Raw genomic sequence first — 16,704 nt, 5'->3', positions numbered from 1 at the left:
TTTCTTAAATTCAAAAGACAACAGTGAGAATGCCGAGCCGCATCAGTCCAGCCCGTCCGGCCGGCGCAACTGCATGGCGCGCTGGAGATGGCTGCGCATCAGGGCGCTTGCAAGCTGGAGATCGCCGGCCTCGATCGTCGCCAGCATCTGCAGATGCTCGCGGCTGTTCACCACGACGCGCTCATAGCCATAGGTCCAGTCATAGTTGGAGAGCCGGCGCATCTGGTTCTGCCGGCGGATGGCGGAATGGATGAAGCGGTTGCCCGAGGCCGCCGCCAGCCCCTCGTGGAAATCAGCGTTCATCTCATAGAAGCCAATCGCCGAGCTTTCCTTCCAGTGCTGCGACAGGGTCTGCTCGTGCCGGGTCCGCATCTCGTCGATCCAGTCTTGGTCGAGCGAGAAACCGGGCTCGAGGAAGACCATCGGCTCGATCAGCAGGCGGAAGCGGTAGCGCTCGTCATGAGCCGACTGGTCGCGCGGCTCATGCAGGAACCGCCAGCCATAGCCGCGCTTGCGCTCGACCATGTCGAGATCGGCCAGCCGGGCCATCAGCCGCTGAACCTCGGGCCGGCCGAGCTCATAGCGCCGCATCAGTTCGAGTTCGGAAATCTCGTCGGGCAGGCGCCCGCCATGCCGATCCTGCGCCACTTTGACCATGGCGAGTTCGGTCGCGTCAGTGCTCGCACCGAGATCCGCTGACGCCTCGGGCGTGCTCAGCAGCTCGACGCCCTTGTTCGGATGCCGGCGCACCAGCCCCTGAAGGGCAAGATGGTCGATCGCGGCCCGCACCGGCGTGCGCGAGACGTTGAGGCGACGCGCCGCGCTGTTCTCGTTGAGCCAGGCACCAGCTTCGAGCCCATCCTCGCGGACCATGCGGAGAATCCGCTCGGCGATCTCCTGCTGCAAGCGTGTCGGCGTCATCATTGAAAGGCTCTTGATTGTCTTAGTTTGAAATGAAATACATCACAGCCAGACACAGCACCAGTGCGAACCCGCGGAGATCCGGCCATGGTCGAACCCTTTCCCTTCGTCGATGTCTCCGGCACGCCCTATGAGCGCGGCCGCCAGCATGGTGCGGCGGTGCCGAAGCGCGTCAAGCGCTCGATCGAGCTCTATGGCGGACAGCTCGGCGAGCTCGGCTATGACGCCGACGCCAAGTCGCGCCTGATCGGTGAGTTCGCCCGCGAGATCGAAGCCTTCGGTGCACACTATGTCGAGGAGATGCGCGGCATCGCGGATGGAGCCGGCGTCGCGCTCGAAGACGTCATCATGATCAACGCCCGCACCGAGGTGATCGCCAAGGCGAAGCTGGAGAAAAGCAAGCCGGTCGGGGCCGAGGAGGAGCTCGACGACGGCTGCACCGGTGCGATCATCCTGCCGGAGCGCAGCGCTTCGGGCGAACTGATCCACGGCCAGAACTGGGACTGGAAGGCCGAATGCGCGGAGACGGCGATCGTGCTGCGCGTTCGCCGCGAGGACGGCCCCGATTTCCTGACCTTTGTCGAGGCCGGCGGCCTCGCCCGTTGCGGCATGAACGCCGCCGGCATCTCGATCACCGCCAATTATCTCGAAAGTGAGCGCGACTTCACGCAAGTTGGCGTGCCGCTCGCCCTGATCCGTCGCAAGGTGCTGGAGCAAGAGCATCTCGCCTACGCCATCAAGGCAGTCGCGACGACGCCGAAGGCTTGCTCCAATAACATGATGCTCTCGACCGTCGCCGGCTTCGGCATCGACTTCGAATGCGCGCCCGACGCCGCCTTCCCGCTCTATCCCGAGGACGGGCTGATCGTGCACGCCAACCATTGGGTCGGCCAGGTCGCGCTGACCAAGATCACCGATACCGGCACGCCGCGCGTGCCCGAGAGCTTCTATCGCGACTGGCGCGTCAAGAAGCTGCTGAACGAGGCCGGCCGCAAGCTGACGGTCGATGATCTGAAAGCAGCCTTCTTCGACGATTTCCTGACCCCGCATTCGGTCTGCCGGCCGCCGCGCCTCAACGACACCGGCAATCTCTCGGCCACCGTCTCCATGGTGATCATGCAGCCGGCCAAGGGCACCATGGAGGTCGCGCCCCTGCCCGCTCTCAACCGCACCTTCACCCGCTACAGCCTCACGGATGAACCAATGACGCTAGAGCAGGATGCGAAAAAGTGGGAACCGGTTTTTCGCAAGAATCCTGCTCTAACTCTTTGATGAGAGACGGATTCAGATTTCGAATGGGATCGCAGAGCGAGCCCATTTGAAATCATCCGGCTCTCGCACAAGCCGCCGAATAAGGCGGCAACGACGCGTCCAGATCATAAAACAAGGGGAACCTGCCGATGCACAGCCGACGCCGCCTTTCCCTCGCCCTCGCCGGATTGGGCCTTGCGACCGCAGCCATAATGCCGGCCGCGGCCGCGACGCTGAAGGTGCACCTCAACGCCGACATTCGCGGCATCAATCCGGGGGTCAACCGCGACGACAATACCGACTCGGTCATCCTGCATGTCGTCGAGGGTCTCGTCGCCTATGGCGAGGACTCGGCGGTGAAGCCCCTGCTCGCCGAGACGATCGCGGTCTCGCCGGACGGGCTGAGCTATACCTTCACCCTGCGCAAGGGCCTGAAGTTCCACAATGGCGCCGACGTGACCTCGGCCGACATGGTCTGGAGCTGGAACCGCTATATGGACGCGAAAGCCGACTGGCGCTGCCTGTCGGAATTCGACGGGCGCGGCCGCGTCAAGGTCGAGGCGGTGACGGCGCCCGATCCGGCGACCGTCGTCTTCAAGCTGGACAAGCCGAGCTCGCTCTTCCTCGCCAATCTCGCCCGCACCGACTGCGCGATGACGGCAATCCTGCACAAGGACTCGCTCAAGCCCGACGGCTCCTTCGACAAGCCGATCGGCACCGGCCCTTACAAATTCGCCGAATGGAAGCGCGGCGAGTTCGTCCGCCTGACCCGTAACGAGGCTTATGCCAGCCTGCCCGGTGCGCCAGACGGCTATACCGGCGGCAAGCGCCCGCTCATCGACGAAATCCGCTTCATGGTCATCCCGGACGGCGCCACCGCCAAGGCGGCGCTGCTGCGCGGCGATGTCGACGTGATCCCGGACGTCGCCAATGCCGAGGTCAAGGAACTCAGGAAGGACCAGCGCATCGGGCTCTCGATCACACCAAACATGGGCCTGGTCGGTATCCTGCTGCAGACCCGCGATCCGCTACTGGGGAACGTCAAGCTGCGCCAGGCGATCGCTGCGGCGATCGATACCGAGGAACTGGTGGCGCAGGTCACCGACGGGCTCGGCAAGCGCAACAATTCGATCGTGCCGTCGATGTCGTCCTATTACGGCCCGGCCCAGGTCAAGGGCTACACATACGACCTCGCCGCAGCCAAGAAGCTGCTGCAGGAAGCCGGCTACAAGGGCGAGCCGCTGGTGATGCTGGCGAACAAGCGCTACCCGCAGAGCTTCGACGCTGCCGTCGTCTCGCAGCAGATGCTGCAAGCCGCCGGCATCAACGTTCAGATCGAGGTGCTCGAATGGGCGACGCAGCTCGACCGCTATACCAAGGGCAACTACCAGCTCCAGGCCTTCCCCTATTCGGCCAGACTCGACCCCGCTCTCAGCTTCGAATCGATGACCGGCCCGAAGGCGACGCAGCCGCGCAAGGTCTGGGACACCCCGGAGTCGCAGGCGCTGCTCGACAAGTCGATGGTCGTCTCCGACAAGGCCGAGCGCCAGAGGCTATTTGACGAGCTGCACCAGCGCTTCATCGCCGAAGTGCCGATGGTGATGCTCTATAACGGCATCGACGCCGGCGCCTATGGCAAGCGGGTCAAGGGCTACAAGTCCTCGATCCTGTCGAAGCCGCGGCTCTGGGAGGTTACCGTCGCGGACTAAGCCGCACCGCTGACCTCGATCAGGTCCTTGAGGATGTGCTGGCTGATCAGCTCGGCCAGCCGCTCGCCATCCCCGGCGCGGATCGCCGCGACCATGGCGTGGTGGTCCGCGTCGCTGGCCAGCAGGGCCTGATGCGAGGCCCAGACCGTGACCGCCGAACCACGCGAGCGGTCGCGCAGACTCCAGATCGTCTCCACCAGCACCGGATTGCCGCAATGGGCATAGATCAGGCTATGGAAGGCGCGGTTGATCTCGCTCTGCTCGACGCGCGTACCGCTCTGCACCGCCTGGCTGAACTCGTGGGCGAGCGCATCGAGCCGGGCAACGGCATCATCGTCCACCCTGCCGATCACCAGGCGGGACGCGGCGCTCTCCAGGATGATGCGGGTGTCGCGGATCGCACGGTAGGTGGCAAGATCGACCTCGACGACACGGTAGCCGCGATTGGGCACGTGCTCGATCGTCTTGCGCACGGAAAGCTCGTCGAGCGCGGTACGGACATCGAAGCGCGTCGCCTGGAAAGCCTCCTCGAGATCGATCTGCCGCAGCCACTCGCCCGGGCGATAGGCGCGGATATGGATCGCCTTGGCGATCTCGTTGGCGAGTTCGCCCTTGGCGCGCTGGCGGGTTTTTGGACGGCTGGCCATGACGGGTCTCTAGAGCATTGGAGCGATGCTTGCGAGCCGGCTCGCTTGCCTCGGCCACAACCGACGCTGCCCCTATCGAATCCGGCTTGCAGGGGCGATCGTATCATGCAACAAAATTGGCGCCAATCTTATAGCCAATAAGGAAACGCCGCATGACTGCTCCCGTCGCAAGCCAGAGCAAGCAGGACGATGCGGCCACGATTGCGCGCGCGCTCTACGATCTCGGCCCGACGCCGGTCACCGCCTGCAAGGCCGATCCGCGTTTCAGCTATTGCCTCTATGTGCCGAAGAGCCTCGGCAAAGGTGGCCAGCCTCCCGAGCTCGTCGTCACCATGCACGGCACCGGCCGCGGCTTCACCGGCTATCGCGACGCCTTCGAGGCCTTCGGCCGCTGGAACAACTGCGTCATTCTCGCCCCGCTCTTCCCGATCGGCGTGATGGGCGACGGCAACCGCAACGGCTTCAAATACATGCGCGAAGGCGAGGTCCGCTACGACCACATCCTCCTCGCCATGGTCGAGGAGGTCGCCCAGCATTACGGCCTGCGCTTCGACCGCTTCGCTCTGTTCGGCTATTCCGGCGGCGGCCATTTCACCCATCGCTTCCTGATGCTGCAGCCCCACAAGCTCTGGGCCGCCTCGATCGGCGCGCCGGGCTCGGTGACGCTGCTCGACCCGACGCGCGACTGGTGGGTCGGCACCCGCAACATGGCCGAGCTCTTCGGCACCGCCCCCGACATCGAGGCGATCCGTAAGGTCGCGGTGCAGATGATCGTCGGCGCCGCCGATCTCGAAACCTGGGAGATCACCCACAAGCCCGGCGATCGCAGCTGGATGCCGGACGCCAACCGGGCCGGCACGAACCGCCCGGAACGGCTCGATACCCTGCGCCGCAACTTCGAGGAGCACGGCATCAACGTTCGCTTCGACCTGGTGCCGAACATGCCGCATGACGGGTTGAAGGCTGTCTCGCGGGTCGAGGACTTCTTCGCCGACGAGCTGGCCAAACGCCGATCCGGGGCGGCCAAGGCCGCCTGAGGCCAGCGATCGCACGCACAACGACAAGACCAAGACAACAAGACAAAAAGGGGAATTGCCGATGAACCGCCTGCTCGCCTCCGCCTTCGCTTTGCTGGCGCTCGCCAGCCCCGCCGCGGCGCAATCCATCACCGTCGCCGTTGCTGCCGACATCCGCAGCAACAATCCCGGCGTCAATCGCGACGACAACACCGACGACTTCGCGTTGCAACTGGTCGAGGGCCTCGTCGGCTACAATGAGGGCGGCGTCGCGACGCCGCTGCTGGCCGAGAAGGTCGACCTCTCCGCCGACGGCAAGACCTACACCTTCACGCTGCGCCAGGGCGTCAAGTTCCACAACGGCGCCGAGCTCACCTCGGCCGACGTGCTGTGGAGCTGGAACCGCTACATGGACGCCAAGACCGACTGGCGCTGCACCTCGGAATTCGATGGTCGCTCCGGCCTCAAGGTCGAGTCGGTGACGGCGCCGGACGCCCGCACCGTGGTGATGCAGATCGACAAGCCGAACGCGCTCTTCCTCGACACGCTCGCCCGCACCGACTGCGCGATGACCGCGATCCTGCACAAGGATTCGGTCAAGGCCGATGGCTCCTGGGACAAGCCGATCGGCACCGGCCCCTACAAGTTCGGCGAGTGGAAGCGCGGCGAATATTTCACCATGACCGCCTTCGAGGGCTACAAGTCGCCGAAGGACGGCGGCAAGGCCGACGGCTATGTCGGCTCCAAGCGGCCCCTGCTCAAGGACATCAAGTTCCTGGTCGTCAAGGATCCGGCGACGGTGAAGGCCGGCCTGATCTCCGGCGCGCTCGACATGGCCGAGATCCTGCCGAGCGACGCGGCCGAGCTGAAGAAGAACCCGAAGCTCTCGGTCGCGGCCGAGCCCAATGCCGTCAGGCACGTCTTCCTGATCCAGACCAAAGACGCGGTGATGGGCAACCAGAAGCTGCGCCAGGCGATCGCAGCCTCGCTCGACATGGATGAGATCGTCGCCTCCTTCTACAACGACCTCGGCAAGCCCAACACCTCGCCGATCTATTCCGGCTCGAGCTATTTCGGCGAGGTCGAGAAGAAGGGCCATGTCTATGACGCTGCCCGCGCCAAGAAGCTGCTGCAGGAGGCCGGCTACAAGGGCGAGAAGATCGTGATCCTCGCCAACAAGCGCCCGACCGTACCGAGCTTCCCGGCTGCGGTTGTGGCCCAGCAGATGCTGCAGTCCGTCGGCGTCAATGCCGAGATCGAAGTGCTGGACTGGGCGACCCAGCTCGATCGCTTCAACAAGGGCAACTACCAGATGCAGTCCTTCTCCTTCTCAGCCCGCTTCGATCCCGCGATCGCCTTCGAGCAGTTCTCCGGACCGAAGGACAAGCAGCCGCGCAAGACCTGGGACAACCCGGAAGCGCAGAAGCAGATCGACAAGCTCTACGTGACCTCCGACCGGGCCGAGCGGCAGAAGCTCGTCGACGAGCTGCACAATCGCGTCATCGACGAAGTTCCGATGATCTTCGCCTTTAACGGCCTCGACATCATCGCCCATGCCAAGCGCGTCCAGGGCTTCAAGCCGTGGCAGTCGAAGCTGCGCATGTGGGAAGTGACGCTGGCGAACTGACGCCACCTGCCACGCGCATCCGGGAGGAAACCGATGCTGCGCTTTGCGCTGACGCGCATCCTGATGTCCGTGCCGACACTGCTGATCGTGTCGGTCTCGGTCTTCGCCTTGATCCGGCTGATCCCGGGCGATCCGGCCTCGCTGATGCTGGGGGATCTGGCGACCCCGGCCTCGATCGCCGACCTTCAGGCCAGACTTGGCCTCGACCAGAGCCTGCCGGTCCAGTTCGGCATCTGGTTCGGCAATCTTCTCAAGGGCGATCTCGGCCAGTCGATCAACTCGCAGCAGGCGGTGCTGCCGCTGATCCTGCAGCGCTTCTGGATCTCCGCCCAGATCGTGCTGGTTGCGGTCGCGCTCGCCAGCCTCGTCGCGGTTCCCGCGGGCGTGCTCGCCGCCTGGAAGCAGGACACCTCGCTCGACTTCAGTCTCGTCGCCGTCGCGACGTTGCTGCTCTCGATCCCGACCTTCTGGCTCGGCCTGCTGCTGCTGCTGTTCTTCGGGCTCAAGCTCGAATGGCTGCCGGTGGTCGGCTACGTCTCGATCGCCGAAAATCCTATGGCCGGCATCCTCTATCTGATCATGCCGATCATGACGCTGTTCCTGCACGAAATCGGCGTGATCCTGCGTATGGCGCGCGCCTCGACGCTGGAAGTGCTCCGGCTCGACTACATCACCCATGCCCGCGCCAAGGGCCTGACCGAGAGCGCCGTGCTCTGGAACCACGCCTTCAAGAACGCCTTCGGCCCGACCTGGACGCTGATCGGCCTCGTGCTCGGCAACCTGCTCGGCGGCATCGCCGTCGTCGAGACCGTCTTCACCATTCCCGGCCTCGGCCGCCTGCTGGTCGATTCGATCTTCGCCCGCGACTATCCGGTGATCCAGGGCTGCATGCTCTTCGTCGCCTTCACCTATGTGCTGGTCAATCTGGTGATCGACCTCTGCTATCCGATCTTCGATCCGAGGGTGACGGCGCAATGAGGCTCCCCGCTCCCAACGCCCTGGTCGGCGGCACGCTGATCGGCTTCCTCGCCATCGTCGCAAGCGTCAGCTCCGTCTGGACCCCCTACGACCCCTTGCGGCTCTCGTTCCGAGCCAAGCTCGCGGCGCCCTCGGCGATGCACTGGCTCGGCACCGACGAGTTCGGCCGCGACGTGCTCTCGCGCCTGATGGCGGGCGCCGCCACATCGGTCTGGATCAGCCTGCTGACCGTCGCGCTCGCCGTCTCGCTCGGCACGGTGATCGGCCTGTTCTCGGGCTATGTCCGCGGCTGGGTCGACCGCACCATCATGGCCTTCAACGACGCGCTGCTCGCCTTCCCCGGCATCCTGCTGGCGCTCGGCCTGCTCGCCGTGGTCGGCGCCAATAAATACGGCATCATCCTGGCGCTCGGCATCGCCTATGCGCCCTCGGTCGCCCGCATCGTGCGCGGCACGGTGCTCTCGCTGCGCGAGCGCGAGTTCATCTCGGCCTCGCGGGTGATGGGCAACTCCGAGGGCTTCACCATGCTGCGCCACATCCTGCCGAACTGCATCGCGCCGCTGACCGTGCTGGCGACCTCCATGTTCGGCTGGGTGCTGCTGGCGGAGAGCTCGCTCTCCTTCCTCGGCCTCGGCGTGCCGCCACCGGCGCCGACCTGGGGCAATATGCTCGCGGGCTCGCGGCCCTATATCGGTCAGGCCGTCTGGCTCGGCATCTTCCCGGGCCTGTGCATCTCGCTGACGCTGCTCGGCATCAACCTGCTCGGCGATGCGCTCCGCGACAAGCTCGACCCGCGGATGAGGGGTGCGCGATGACCAAAGCGTTTTCAAGCGAAGTGGGCACCGGTTCGCGTGAAGAAAACGCGTCGAGCAAAAGCCCCAAACCCCTGCTCGAAGTCGACGGCCTAACGCTGAGGATCGGCGCGAGCGGCCGCACCGTCGTCAACGATGTCAGCTTCTCCGTCTCGCCCGGCGAGATCGTCGGCATCGTCGGCGAGTCCGGCTCCGGCAAGACGCTCGCGGCCCGCGCCGTGATGGGCTTCATCCCGCCGGCGGTGCGCCTGATCTCGGGCTCGATCCGCTTTGACGGCGAAGAGGTCACGACCATGGCCCCAAAGCGCCTGCGGGCGATCCGCGGCGCCAAGGTTGGCATGGTCTTCCAGGAGCCGATGACCTCGCTCAACCCCTCCATGCTGATCGGGCGCCAGCTCGAGGAGGGCCTCGCGCTGCATCTCAAGCTTGATGCAGCAGGCCGGCGCGAGCTCATCCTCGACATGCTCCGCCGCGTCGGCATCCGCGATCCCGAGGGCGCCTTCAACGCCTATCCACACCAGTATTCCGGCGGCATGCGCCAGCGCATCATGCTGGCCTCGGTCATGCTGTTGAAGCCGGCGCTGCTCCTCGCCGACGAGCCGACCACCGCGCTCGACGCCGTCGTCCAGCGCGACGTCATGGAGCTGATGGTCGACCTGACCAAGGAGAACGGCACTGCCGTGCTGCTGATCTCGCATGATCTCGGCATGGTTGCGCGCTATTGCAGCCGCATCGTCGTGATGTGCCAGGGCGATGTCGTCGAGCACGGCAACAGCGAAGACATCCTCGCCCGGCCGCAGCACCCCTATACCCGCAAGCTGCTGGCAGCGATGCCGCATCGCGAGCCGGCGCGCGATCTGCCCGAGGCAAAGACGCCGCTCGTCGCGGTCGACGGTCTCGTCGTCGACTATGGCGGCCGCCAGGGCTTCTTCCGCAAGGAGCAGCCCAAGCGCGCTTTGCACGGCATCAGCCTGTCAGTGAAGCCCGGCGAGGTCGTCTCCGTCGTCGGCGGCTCCGGCTCGGGCAAAACCACGCTCGGCCACGCCATCGCCGGACTGATCAAGCCGAGCGAGGGCGCGATCCTGTTCAACGGCAAGCCGATCGACAAGAGCGAGACGGCCTATTGGGACTACCGGCTCAACTGCCAGATGGTCTTCCAGGACCCCTATTCTTCGCTCGATCCGCGCATGACCATCGGCGAGCTCGTCGGCGAGCCCCTGCGGCTGGTCAAAGGCATGGGCTCGGCCGAGAAAAAGGCGCGCTTGCAGGAGGTCCTCGGCGAGGTCGGGCTCGGCGACGGCTTCGCCGAGCGCTATCCGCACGAGCTCTCAGGCGGCCAGCGCCAGCGCGTCGCCATTGCCCGCGCCATCATCCGCCGGCCGAGCTTCGTCATCGCCGACGAGCCGGTCTCGGCCCTCGACGTGACCGTGCGCGCTCAGGTGCTGGAGCTCTTCGCGCAGCTGCAGAAGAAGCACGGCTTCTCCTGCCTGTTCATCAGCCACGACCTCGGCGTGGTCGAGCAGGTCTCCGACCGCGTCATCGTCATGCAGGACGGCCGCATCGTCGAGGAAGGCACGCGCGACCAGATCTTCGACGCACCCCAGCACGACTACACCCGCAAGCTGCTCTCAGCCGTGCCCGGGTTGGAAAGCACGGAAGATGGCGGCGTTCGCCTGTTCTGGCGGCTCGCTGAGCCGGCGTGATGACAGCCGTCATGCTCGCCCTTGTGGCGAGCATCCACGTCTTGAACACCGCCCTGCCCGAGGGAAGACGTGGATGGTCGGGACAAGCCCGACCATGACGGAAAGTGCAATGCGAACTGAAGAGCCCTCGCCATGAAGAACGGAATGATCGTCGCTCCGCAGCCGGAAGCCGTCGAAGCCGGCGCCGCGGTGCTGGAGCGCGGCGGCAATGCGATCGACGCGGCGATCGCCTGCGCCTTCATGCAGGGCGTAGTCGATCCGCTGATGTCGGGCATCGGCGGCTTCGGCTCGATGCAGCTCTACATGCCCGGCAAGGGCGTCCATGAGATCGTCGAGTTCTACGCCCGCGCCTCTTACTCCGCGAAGCCGGAGATGTGGCAGGACAAGCTGCGCGGCCAATCGCGCGATGGCTTCGCCTTCCTGCTCGAAGGCGGCATCAACGAGTTCGGCCATCTCGCCGCCTGCACGCCTGGCAGCGTCAAGGGCTATGACTATGTGCTCTCGCGCTTCGGCACGATGGACTGGGCCGATGTCATGGCGCCGGCGATCAAACAGGCCCGCGAGGGCGTGCTGGTGCGCCCGCACATGCACTGGTTCTGGACGCAGGACCAGAGCGGCTCCGGCCAGGTCAACACCTCGGACAAGCTGCGCTACAGCGAGACCGGCAAGCGCCTCTATTTCCGTCCTGATGGCAGCGCGAAACGCCCGGGCGACATCATCGTCAATGCCGACATGGCCAATACGCTCGAGCGGCTCGCCAAGGGCGGCGCCGACCTGTTCTACCATGGCGAACTCGCCGAGGAGATTGCCGCCGACTTCGCCAAACATGGTGGCCTGATCTCGCGCGAGGACCTCGCCCGCTACGAACTCTCCGTCGCCGAACCGATCTGGGGCTCCTATCGCGGCCACCGCATCTCGACCTCGCCGCCGCCGGCGAGCGGCATGTCGATGCTGCAGATCCTTCACATGCTCGAGCCCTTCGACATCGGCTCGCTCGACCATGGCTCGGCCGAGCATGTCCGCCTGCTGGCCGAGGCGATGAAGCGCATGACCATCGACAAGGACCAGTTCATGGGCGACCCGGCCTATGTCGACGTGCCGGTCGAGCGCCTGATCTCGAAGGAGCATGCGGCAAGCCAAGCCGAGAGCATCCGCCGCGGCGAGCGTGCCGACGTGAAGCGGCTGGAGCGCTCCTCGTCGCGCGAGACCACCCATGTCACCGTGGTCGATCGCCATGGCAATGCGGTCGCGCTGACCCATACGCTCGGCAGCCCGTCGGGCGCGATCACCGAGGGTCTCGGCTTCATCTACAACGGCACGATGAGCCGCTTCGACCCGCGCCCCGGCCGTGCCGGCTCGATCGCGCCCGGCAAGCGCCGCTCCTCCTCGGCCGCGCCGACCATCGTCTTCAAGGGCGACAAGCCCTTCATCGTCATGGGCGCGCCGGGCGGCAGCTATATCGCCCCGGCGATGGCGCAGGGCATCATGAACGTCATCGATTTCGAGATGTCGATGCTGGAAGCGGTGGCGGCGCCGCGCGTGATGGGCGTGTCGAACTCGATCGACATCAGCAACCGCATCCGCCGCAGCGTCGAGGCGCAGCTCAAGGCCAAGGGCTACGACGTCAAGCGCTCTGCCCAGAGCTATCCCTTTGCCGCGCTGCACGGCGTCAAGATCGAGGACGGGCTCGCGACCGGCGGCGCCGACCCCCAGCGCGACGGCATGGCGATCTCGGTGCCGGCGTAGAGGCGACTAAACCGGCGCGATCTGCAGCGGGTCGACCGAGATCGCCCGCTTCAGGGCGCGCAGGCCGAAGGTCGTGCGCGACTGCCGCATGCCCGGCAGGCGGTAGATCTTCTCGCGCAGGAAGCGCTCATAGTGCTCGGTGCCGCTGACCACGGCCTTGACCAGGTAGTCGTAGTCGCCGGTGACGAGATAGGCCTCGACCACCTCGGGAATGCGCGCCAGCGCCTCGCCGAAGCGGTCGAGCAGCTTGTCGTCATGCTTGTCGAGCGTGATCTCGATGAAGACGACATTGTCGAGCCCGAGCGCGCGATGGTTCAGCACCGCGACATATTTCTCGATCGCGCCGCTCTCCTCCAGCCGCTTCACCCGCGTCCAGCACGGCGAGGGTGAGAGCCCGACCTTCTCGGCCAGCGCATTGATCGTCAGCCGGCCATCCTCGTTCAGCGCCGACAGGATGCGCCGGTCGATCTGGTCAAGCTCCTCGCTGCGCCGCGCCTTGATCGCCATCGGGCGAATTTTCCGCTTAATATCGAGATTGCAGAAAGATCATCCGAGCGAAGGCAAATCTCAAGGCCATTTCGGCAAGAAATCGATGTGTTACCACCCTAACATGCCCGAATAATGACGGCGTCTCGACGGACGCACCGGCAAACGTGCCTTGCGGCCAGCATCGCAAGGCGGAATGCTGGACCCGACAGAGCCTAGGGAGCGCGGACATGACAGACCCCTCACCGCTTCGGTTCCACGTTCCCGTCCCCGCCAGTCGTCCCGGCGAGAAGCCCGATTTCTCGCATGTCGTGATCCCGAAGGCCGGCTCGGTGCAGCGCCCGCCAGTCGATGTCGATCCCCGGGAAATCCGCGACCTCGCCTATTCGATCATCCGCGTGCTCGACCGTGAGGGCGAGGCGGTCGGTCCCTGGGTGCCCGAGCTCTCCAAGGACGAGCTGATCCGCGGCCTGCGCCATATGCTGACGCTGCGCGCCTTCGACGCCCGGATGCAGATGGCGCAGCGCCAGGGCAAGACCTCGTTCTACATGCAGCACACCGGCGAGGAGGCGGTCAGTTGCGCCTTCCGCATCGCGCTCGGCAAGGGCGACATGAACTTCCCGACCTATCGCCAGGCCGGGCTGCTGATCGCGCACGATTATCCGCTCGTCGAGATGATGTGCCAGATCTACTCGAACGAGCGCGACCCGATGAAGGGCCGGCAATTGCCGGTGATGTACTCCTCCAAGGAGAACGGCTTCTTCTCGATCTCGGGCAACCTCACCACCCAGTATGTGCAGGCTGTCGGCTGGGCGATGGCTTCGGCGATCAAGGGCGACAACAAGATCGCGGCCGCCTGGGTCGGCGACGGCTCGACCGCCGAATCCGACTTCCACGCGGCGCTGGTCTTCGCCTCGACCTACAAGGCCCCGGTCGTTCTCAACGTCGTCAACAACCAATGGGCGATCTCGACCTTCCAGGGCATTGCGCGGGGCGGCTCCGGCACCTTCGCCGCCCGCGGCCTCGGCTTCGGCATCCCGGCACTGCGCGTCGACGGCAACGACTACCTCGCCACCTATGCCGTGGCGCAATGGGCGATCGAGCGGGCCCGCCGCAATCTCGGGCCGACGCTGGTCGAATACGTCACCTACCGCGCCGGCGCGCATTCGACCTCGGATGACCCGTCCGCCTATCGGCCCAAGCACGAATCCGACGACTGGCCGCTCGGCGACCCCATCGTCCGGCTAAAGCAGCATTTGATCGCGATCGGCGCCTGGACCGAGGAGCGCCACAAGCAGGCCGAGGCCGAGATCATGGCGACCGTGATCGCCGCGCAGAAGGAAGCCGAGAGCTTCGGCACGCTGCATGCCGGCGGCAAGCCCTCCTCGCGCGACATGTTCGAGGACGTCTATGCCGAGCTGCCGCCGCATCTGCGCCGCCAGCGCCAGCAGATCGGAGTCTGAGCCATGGCCCGCATGACCATGATCGAGGCGATCCGCTCGGCCCTCGACGTCTCCATGGGCCGCGACGACAACGTCGTCGTTTATGGCGAGGATGTCGGCTATTTCGGCGGCGTCTTCCGCTGCACCCACGGCCTCCAGCAGAAATACGGCGTCAACCGCTGCTTCGACGCACCGATCAGCGAACTCGGCATCGTCGGCACCGCGATCGGCATGGCCGCCTATGGCCTGCGCCCCTGCGTCGAGATCCAGTTCGCCGACTACATGTACCCGGCCTATGACCAGATCGTCTCCGAGGCGGCGCGCCTGCGCTACCGCTCGGCCGGCGACTTCACCTGTCCGATGGTGATCCGCATGCCGACCGGCGGCGGCATCTTCGGCGGCCAAACCCACAGCCAGAGCCCGGAAGCCCTGTTCACCCACGTCTCCGGGCTGAAGACGGTGGTGCCGTCCAATCCGCGCGACGCCAAGGGCCTGCTGATCTCGGCGATCGAGGATCCCGATCCCGTGATCTTCCTCGAGCCGAAGCGGCTCTATAACGGCCCCTTCGACGGCCATCACGACCGCCCGGTCACGCCCTGGTCGAAGCACGATCTCGGCGAGGTCGAGGAAGGCCACTACACCATCCCACTCGGCAAGGCGGCGATCCGCCGCGAAGGCTTGGCCGTCACCATCGTCACCTACGGCACCATGGTCCATGTCGCGCAGGCCGCCACCGAGGAGACCGGCATCGACGCCGAGATCATCGACCTGCGCACCCTGCTGCCGCTCGACCTCGACACGATCGTCGCCTCGGTCTCGAAGACCGGGCGCTGCATCGTCCTGCACGAAGCGACACTGACCTCGGGCTTCGGCGCCGAGCTGGCCGCGCTCATCCAGCAGCATTGCTTCTACCATCTGGAGGCGCCGGTCGTGCGCGTCACCGGCTGGGACACGCCTTATCCGCACGCCCAGGAATGGGACTACTTCCCCGGCCCCGCCCGTCTCGGACGGGCGCTTCGCGACATCATGGAGGCACGCTGATGGCCGAGCGCATCATCAAGCTGCCCGATGTCGGCGAGGGTATCGCCGAGGCCGAGCTGGTCGAGTGGCACGTCAAGGTCGGCGACATCGTCCGCGAGGACGATTTGATCGCCGCGGTGATGACCGACAAGGCGACCGTCGAGATCCCCTCGCCGGTCGAAGGCGAGGTCACCTGGGTCGGCGCCGAGATCGGCGACACCGTCGCGATCGGCTCGGCGCTGGTGAAGCTGAAGGTCCCAGGCGGGACCGCGAGCGAGGAGCCGGCCGAGGCCGAGGCGCCTGTCGAGCCGCCCAAGGAAAAGCCCGCTGCTGCGGCTGCCTCGGCCACGCCGGCGGCAGCTCCGGAGCCCGCTCCCAAGCAGATGCCGACGCCGAAGCCCGCGGCTCCGGTCCGCCCAGCTCCTGTCATCACCACACCGGCGCCGCGCCGGCCGGTCGGCGAGAAGCCGCTGGCGTCGCCCGCCGTCAGGCTGAAGGCGCGCGAAGCCGGTGTCGACCTGCGCCAGGTCCAGGGCTCCGGCCCGGCCGGCCGCGTCACCCATGAGGACATCGACGCCTTCATCCTGCGCGGCCCCGAGGCTCCGGCCAAGGGCGGGCTCGTCGCCAAGACTGCGATCACCGATGTCAAGGTCGTGGGCTTGCGCCGCCGCATCGCCGAGAAGATGGCGCTGTCGAAGTCGCGCATCCCGCACATCACGATTGTCGAAGAAGTCGATGTCTCCGCTCTCGAAGACCTGCGCGCCGCGCTCAACAAGAAGCCGACGGCCGAGCGGCCGAAGCTGACGATACTGCCCTTCCTGATGCGGGCGATGGTCAAGGCGCTCGGCGAACAACCCGGCCTCAACGCGCTCTATGACGACGAGGCCGGCATCGTCCACCAGCATGCCGGCATCGATATCGGCATCGCCACGCAGGCCCCATCCGGCCTGATGGTCCCGGTCGTCAAGCATGCCGAGGCGCGCGACCTCTGGGGCTGCGCCATCGAACTCTCCCGCCTCGCCGAACGGGCCCGCGACGGCTCGGCGACGCGCGACGAGCTCACCGGCTCGACCATCACCATTACCTCGCTCGGGGCGCTCGGCGGCATTGCCACCACCCCGGTGATCAACCATCCCGAGGTCGCGATCGTCGGCGTCAACAAGATGGTGGTCCGTCCGGTCTGGGACGGCACGACCTTCGTGCCGCGCAAGATGATGAACCTCTCCTCCAGCTTCGACCACCGCGTCATCGACGGCTGGGACGCCGCCGTCTTCGTGCAGCGGCTGAAAGAATTGCTGGAGACGCCGGCGACCTTGTTCGTCGATATCTGAACCGGGACGCGCGAC

14 protein-coding genes are annotated in these 16,704 nt (G+C 65.9%); 11 read left to right on the top strand and 3 right to left on the bottom strand.

Annotated features, from left to right (window positions below):
* Positions 1 to 42 precede the first annotated feature (42 nt).
* On the bottom strand, positions 43 to 924 hold the full coding sequence (locus GV161_RS22735) for an FCD domain-containing protein (protein ID WP_152013351.1): 882 nt from the start codon (positions 922 to 924) through the stop codon (positions 43 to 45).
* Positions 925 to 1,008: 84 nt separating this feature from the next.
* Between GV161_RS22735 and GV161_RS22730 the strand changes: the two genes are divergently transcribed.
* Together GV161_RS22730 and GV161_RS22725 are read left to right on the top strand one after the other, a co-directional pair.
* On the top strand, positions 1,009 to 2,193 hold the full coding sequence (locus GV161_RS22730; RefSeq protein ID WP_152013352.1) for a C45 family peptidase: 1,185 nt from the start codon (positions 1,009 to 1,011) through the stop codon (positions 2,191 to 2,193).
* Positions 2,194 to 2,321: 128 nt separating this feature from the next.
* Positions 2,322 to 3,881: an ABC transporter substrate-binding protein gene (locus tag GV161_RS22725; RefSeq protein ID WP_152013353.1), complete on the top strand. Its 1,560-nt coding sequence runs from the start codon at positions 2,322 to 2,324 to the stop codon at positions 3,879 to 3,881.
* Here GV161_RS22725 and GV161_RS22720 read toward each other — a convergent pair.
* Complete coding sequence (locus tag GV161_RS22720; protein ID WP_152013354.1) at positions 3,878 to 4,528, bottom strand: GntR family transcriptional regulator; 651 nt, start codon at positions 4,526 to 4,528, stop codon at positions 3,878 to 3,880. The two genes, GV161_RS22725 and GV161_RS22720, sit on opposite strands and share 4 nt — an antisense overlap.
* Before the next feature lie 152 nt (positions 4,529 to 4,680).
* Here GV161_RS22720 and GV161_RS22715 point away from each other — a divergent pair, with 152 nt between their 5' ends.
* The 6 genes from GV161_RS22715 to ggt all read left to right on the top strand — a co-directional run bounded on the left by GV161_RS22715 (position 4,681) and on the right by ggt (position 12,410).
* Positions 4,681 to 5,565 (top strand): alpha/beta hydrolase, encoded by an 885-nt coding sequence (locus GV161_RS22715; RefSeq protein ID WP_152013355.1) that lies wholly within the window; start codon positions 4,681 to 4,683, stop codon positions 5,563 to 5,565.
* A gap of 61 nt (positions 5,566 to 5,626) precedes the next feature.
* Positions 5,627 to 7,171 carry an ABC transporter substrate-binding protein gene (locus tag GV161_RS22710; RefSeq protein ID WP_193219512.1) on the top strand — a complete coding sequence of 515 codons (1,545 nt, stop codon included), beginning with the start codon at positions 5,627 to 5,629 and terminating at the stop codon, positions 7,169 to 7,171.
* A 33-nt stretch (positions 7,172 to 7,204) separates the two neighbouring features.
* A complete protein-coding gene (locus tag GV161_RS22705) occupies positions 7,205 to 8,149 on the top strand; it encodes an ABC transporter permease (protein WP_152013357.1) in 945 nt (314 codons plus the stop codon).
* A complete protein-coding gene (locus GV161_RS22700; protein ID WP_152013358.1) occupies positions 8,146 to 8,964 on the top strand; it encodes an ABC transporter permease in 819 nt (272 codons plus the stop codon). The genes GV161_RS22705 and GV161_RS22700 overlap by 4 nt, the downstream gene beginning before the upstream one ends.
* The gene (locus tag GV161_RS22695) at positions 8,961 to 10,664 is read left to right on the top strand and encodes an ABC transporter ATP-binding protein (RefSeq protein ID WP_152013359.1); all 1,704 of its coding nucleotides are present in this window, start codon (positions 8,961 to 8,963) and stop codon (positions 10,662 to 10,664) included. The genes GV161_RS22700 and GV161_RS22695 overlap by 4 nt, the downstream gene beginning before the upstream one ends.
* A 132-nt stretch (positions 10,665 to 10,796) precedes the next feature.
* Positions 10,797 to 12,410 (top strand): gamma-glutamyltransferase, encoded by a 1,614-nt coding sequence (gene ggt, locus GV161_RS22690; protein WP_152013360.1) that lies wholly within the window; start codon positions 10,797 to 10,799, stop codon positions 12,408 to 12,410.
* 6 nt (positions 12,411 to 12,416) lie between these two features.
* Here ggt and GV161_RS22685 read toward each other — a convergent pair whose 3' ends face one another.
* Complete coding sequence (locus GV161_RS22685) at positions 12,417 to 12,917, bottom strand: Lrp/AsnC family transcriptional regulator (protein ID WP_129157374.1); 501 nt, start codon at positions 12,915 to 12,917, stop codon at positions 12,417 to 12,419.
* 209 nt (positions 12,918 to 13,126) lie between these two features.
* Between GV161_RS22685 and GV161_RS22680 the strand changes: the two genes are divergently transcribed.
* The 3 genes from GV161_RS22680 to GV161_RS22670 are packed head-to-tail and all read left to right on the top strand — an operon-like array spanning position 13,127 to position 16,689.
* Positions 13,127 to 14,359, top strand: coding sequence for a 3-methyl-2-oxobutanoate dehydrogenase (2-methylpropanoyl-transferring) subunit alpha (locus GV161_RS22680; RefSeq protein ID WP_152013361.1), 1,233 nt, complete (start codon positions 13,127 to 13,129; stop codon positions 14,357 to 14,359).
* A gap of 3 nt (positions 14,360 to 14,362) precedes the next feature.
* Positions 14,363 to 15,379 (top strand): alpha-ketoacid dehydrogenase subunit beta, encoded by a 1,017-nt coding sequence (locus GV161_RS22675; protein WP_152013362.1) that lies wholly within the window; start codon positions 14,363 to 14,365, stop codon positions 15,377 to 15,379.
* Positions 15,379 to 16,689 carry a dihydrolipoamide acetyltransferase family protein gene (locus GV161_RS22670; RefSeq protein WP_152013363.1) on the top strand — a complete coding sequence of 437 codons (1,311 nt, stop codon included), beginning with the start codon at positions 15,379 to 15,381 and terminating at the stop codon, positions 16,687 to 16,689. The genes GV161_RS22675 and GV161_RS22670 overlap by 1 nt, the downstream gene beginning before the upstream one ends.
* Positions 16,690 to 16,704: the final 15 nt, after the last annotated feature.

Origin of the sequence: Bosea sp. 29B (assembly GCF_902506165.1) — a bacterium.
GTDB lineage: Bacteria > Pseudomonadota > Alphaproteobacteria > Rhizobiales > Beijerinckiaceae > Allobosea.
The sequence above is the reverse complement of the archived record's forward strand: the minus strand, read 5'-3'. Positions and strand labels throughout refer to the sequence as shown.

Coding starts and splice junctions, on each gene's coding strand:
- GV161_RS22730 (WP_152013352.1), top strand. CDS start 1,009: ATGGTCGAACCCTTTCCCTTCGTCGATGTCTCCGGCACGCCCTATGAG.
- GV161_RS22695 (WP_152013359.1), top strand. CDS start 8,961: ATGACCAAAGCGTTTTCAAGCGAAGTGGGCACCGGTTCGCGTGAAGAA.
- GV161_RS22725 (WP_152013353.1), top strand. CDS start 2,322: ATGCACAGCCGACGCCGCCTTTCCCTCGCCCTCGCCGGATTGGGCCTT.
- ggt (WP_152013360.1), top strand. CDS start 10,797: ATGAAGAACGGAATGATCGTCGCTCCGCAGCCGGAAGCCGTCGAAGCC.
- GV161_RS22705 (WP_152013357.1), top strand. CDS start 7,205: ATGCTGCGCTTTGCGCTGACGCGCATCCTGATGTCCGTGCCGACACTG.
- GV161_RS22715 (WP_152013355.1), top strand. CDS start 4,681: ATGACTGCTCCCGTCGCAAGCCAGAGCAAGCAGGACGATGCGGCCACG.
- GV161_RS22685 (WP_129157374.1), bottom strand. CDS start 12,917: ATGGCGATCAAGGCGCGGCGCAGCGAGGAGCTTGACCAGATCGACCGG.
- GV161_RS22720 (WP_152013354.1), bottom strand. CDS start 4,528: ATGGCCAGCCGTCCAAAAACCCGCCAGCGCGCCAAGGGCGAACTCGCC.
- GV161_RS22710 (WP_193219512.1), top strand. CDS start 5,627: ATGAACCGCCTGCTCGCCTCCGCCTTCGCTTTGCTGGCGCTCGCCAGC.
- GV161_RS22670 (WP_152013363.1), top strand. CDS start 15,379: ATGGCCGAGCGCATCATCAAGCTGCCCGATGTCGGCGAGGGTATCGCC.
- GV161_RS22675 (WP_152013362.1), top strand. CDS start 14,363: ATGGCCCGCATGACCATGATCGAGGCGATCCGCTCGGCCCTCGACGTC.
- GV161_RS22680 (WP_152013361.1), top strand. CDS start 13,127: ATGACAGACCCCTCACCGCTTCGGTTCCACGTTCCCGTCCCCGCCAGT.
- GV161_RS22700 (WP_152013358.1), top strand. CDS start 8,146: ATGAGGCTCCCCGCTCCCAACGCCCTGGTCGGCGGCACGCTGATCGGC.
- GV161_RS22735 (WP_152013351.1), bottom strand. CDS start 924: ATGATGACGCCGACACGCTTGCAGCAGGAGATCGCCGAGCGGATTCTC.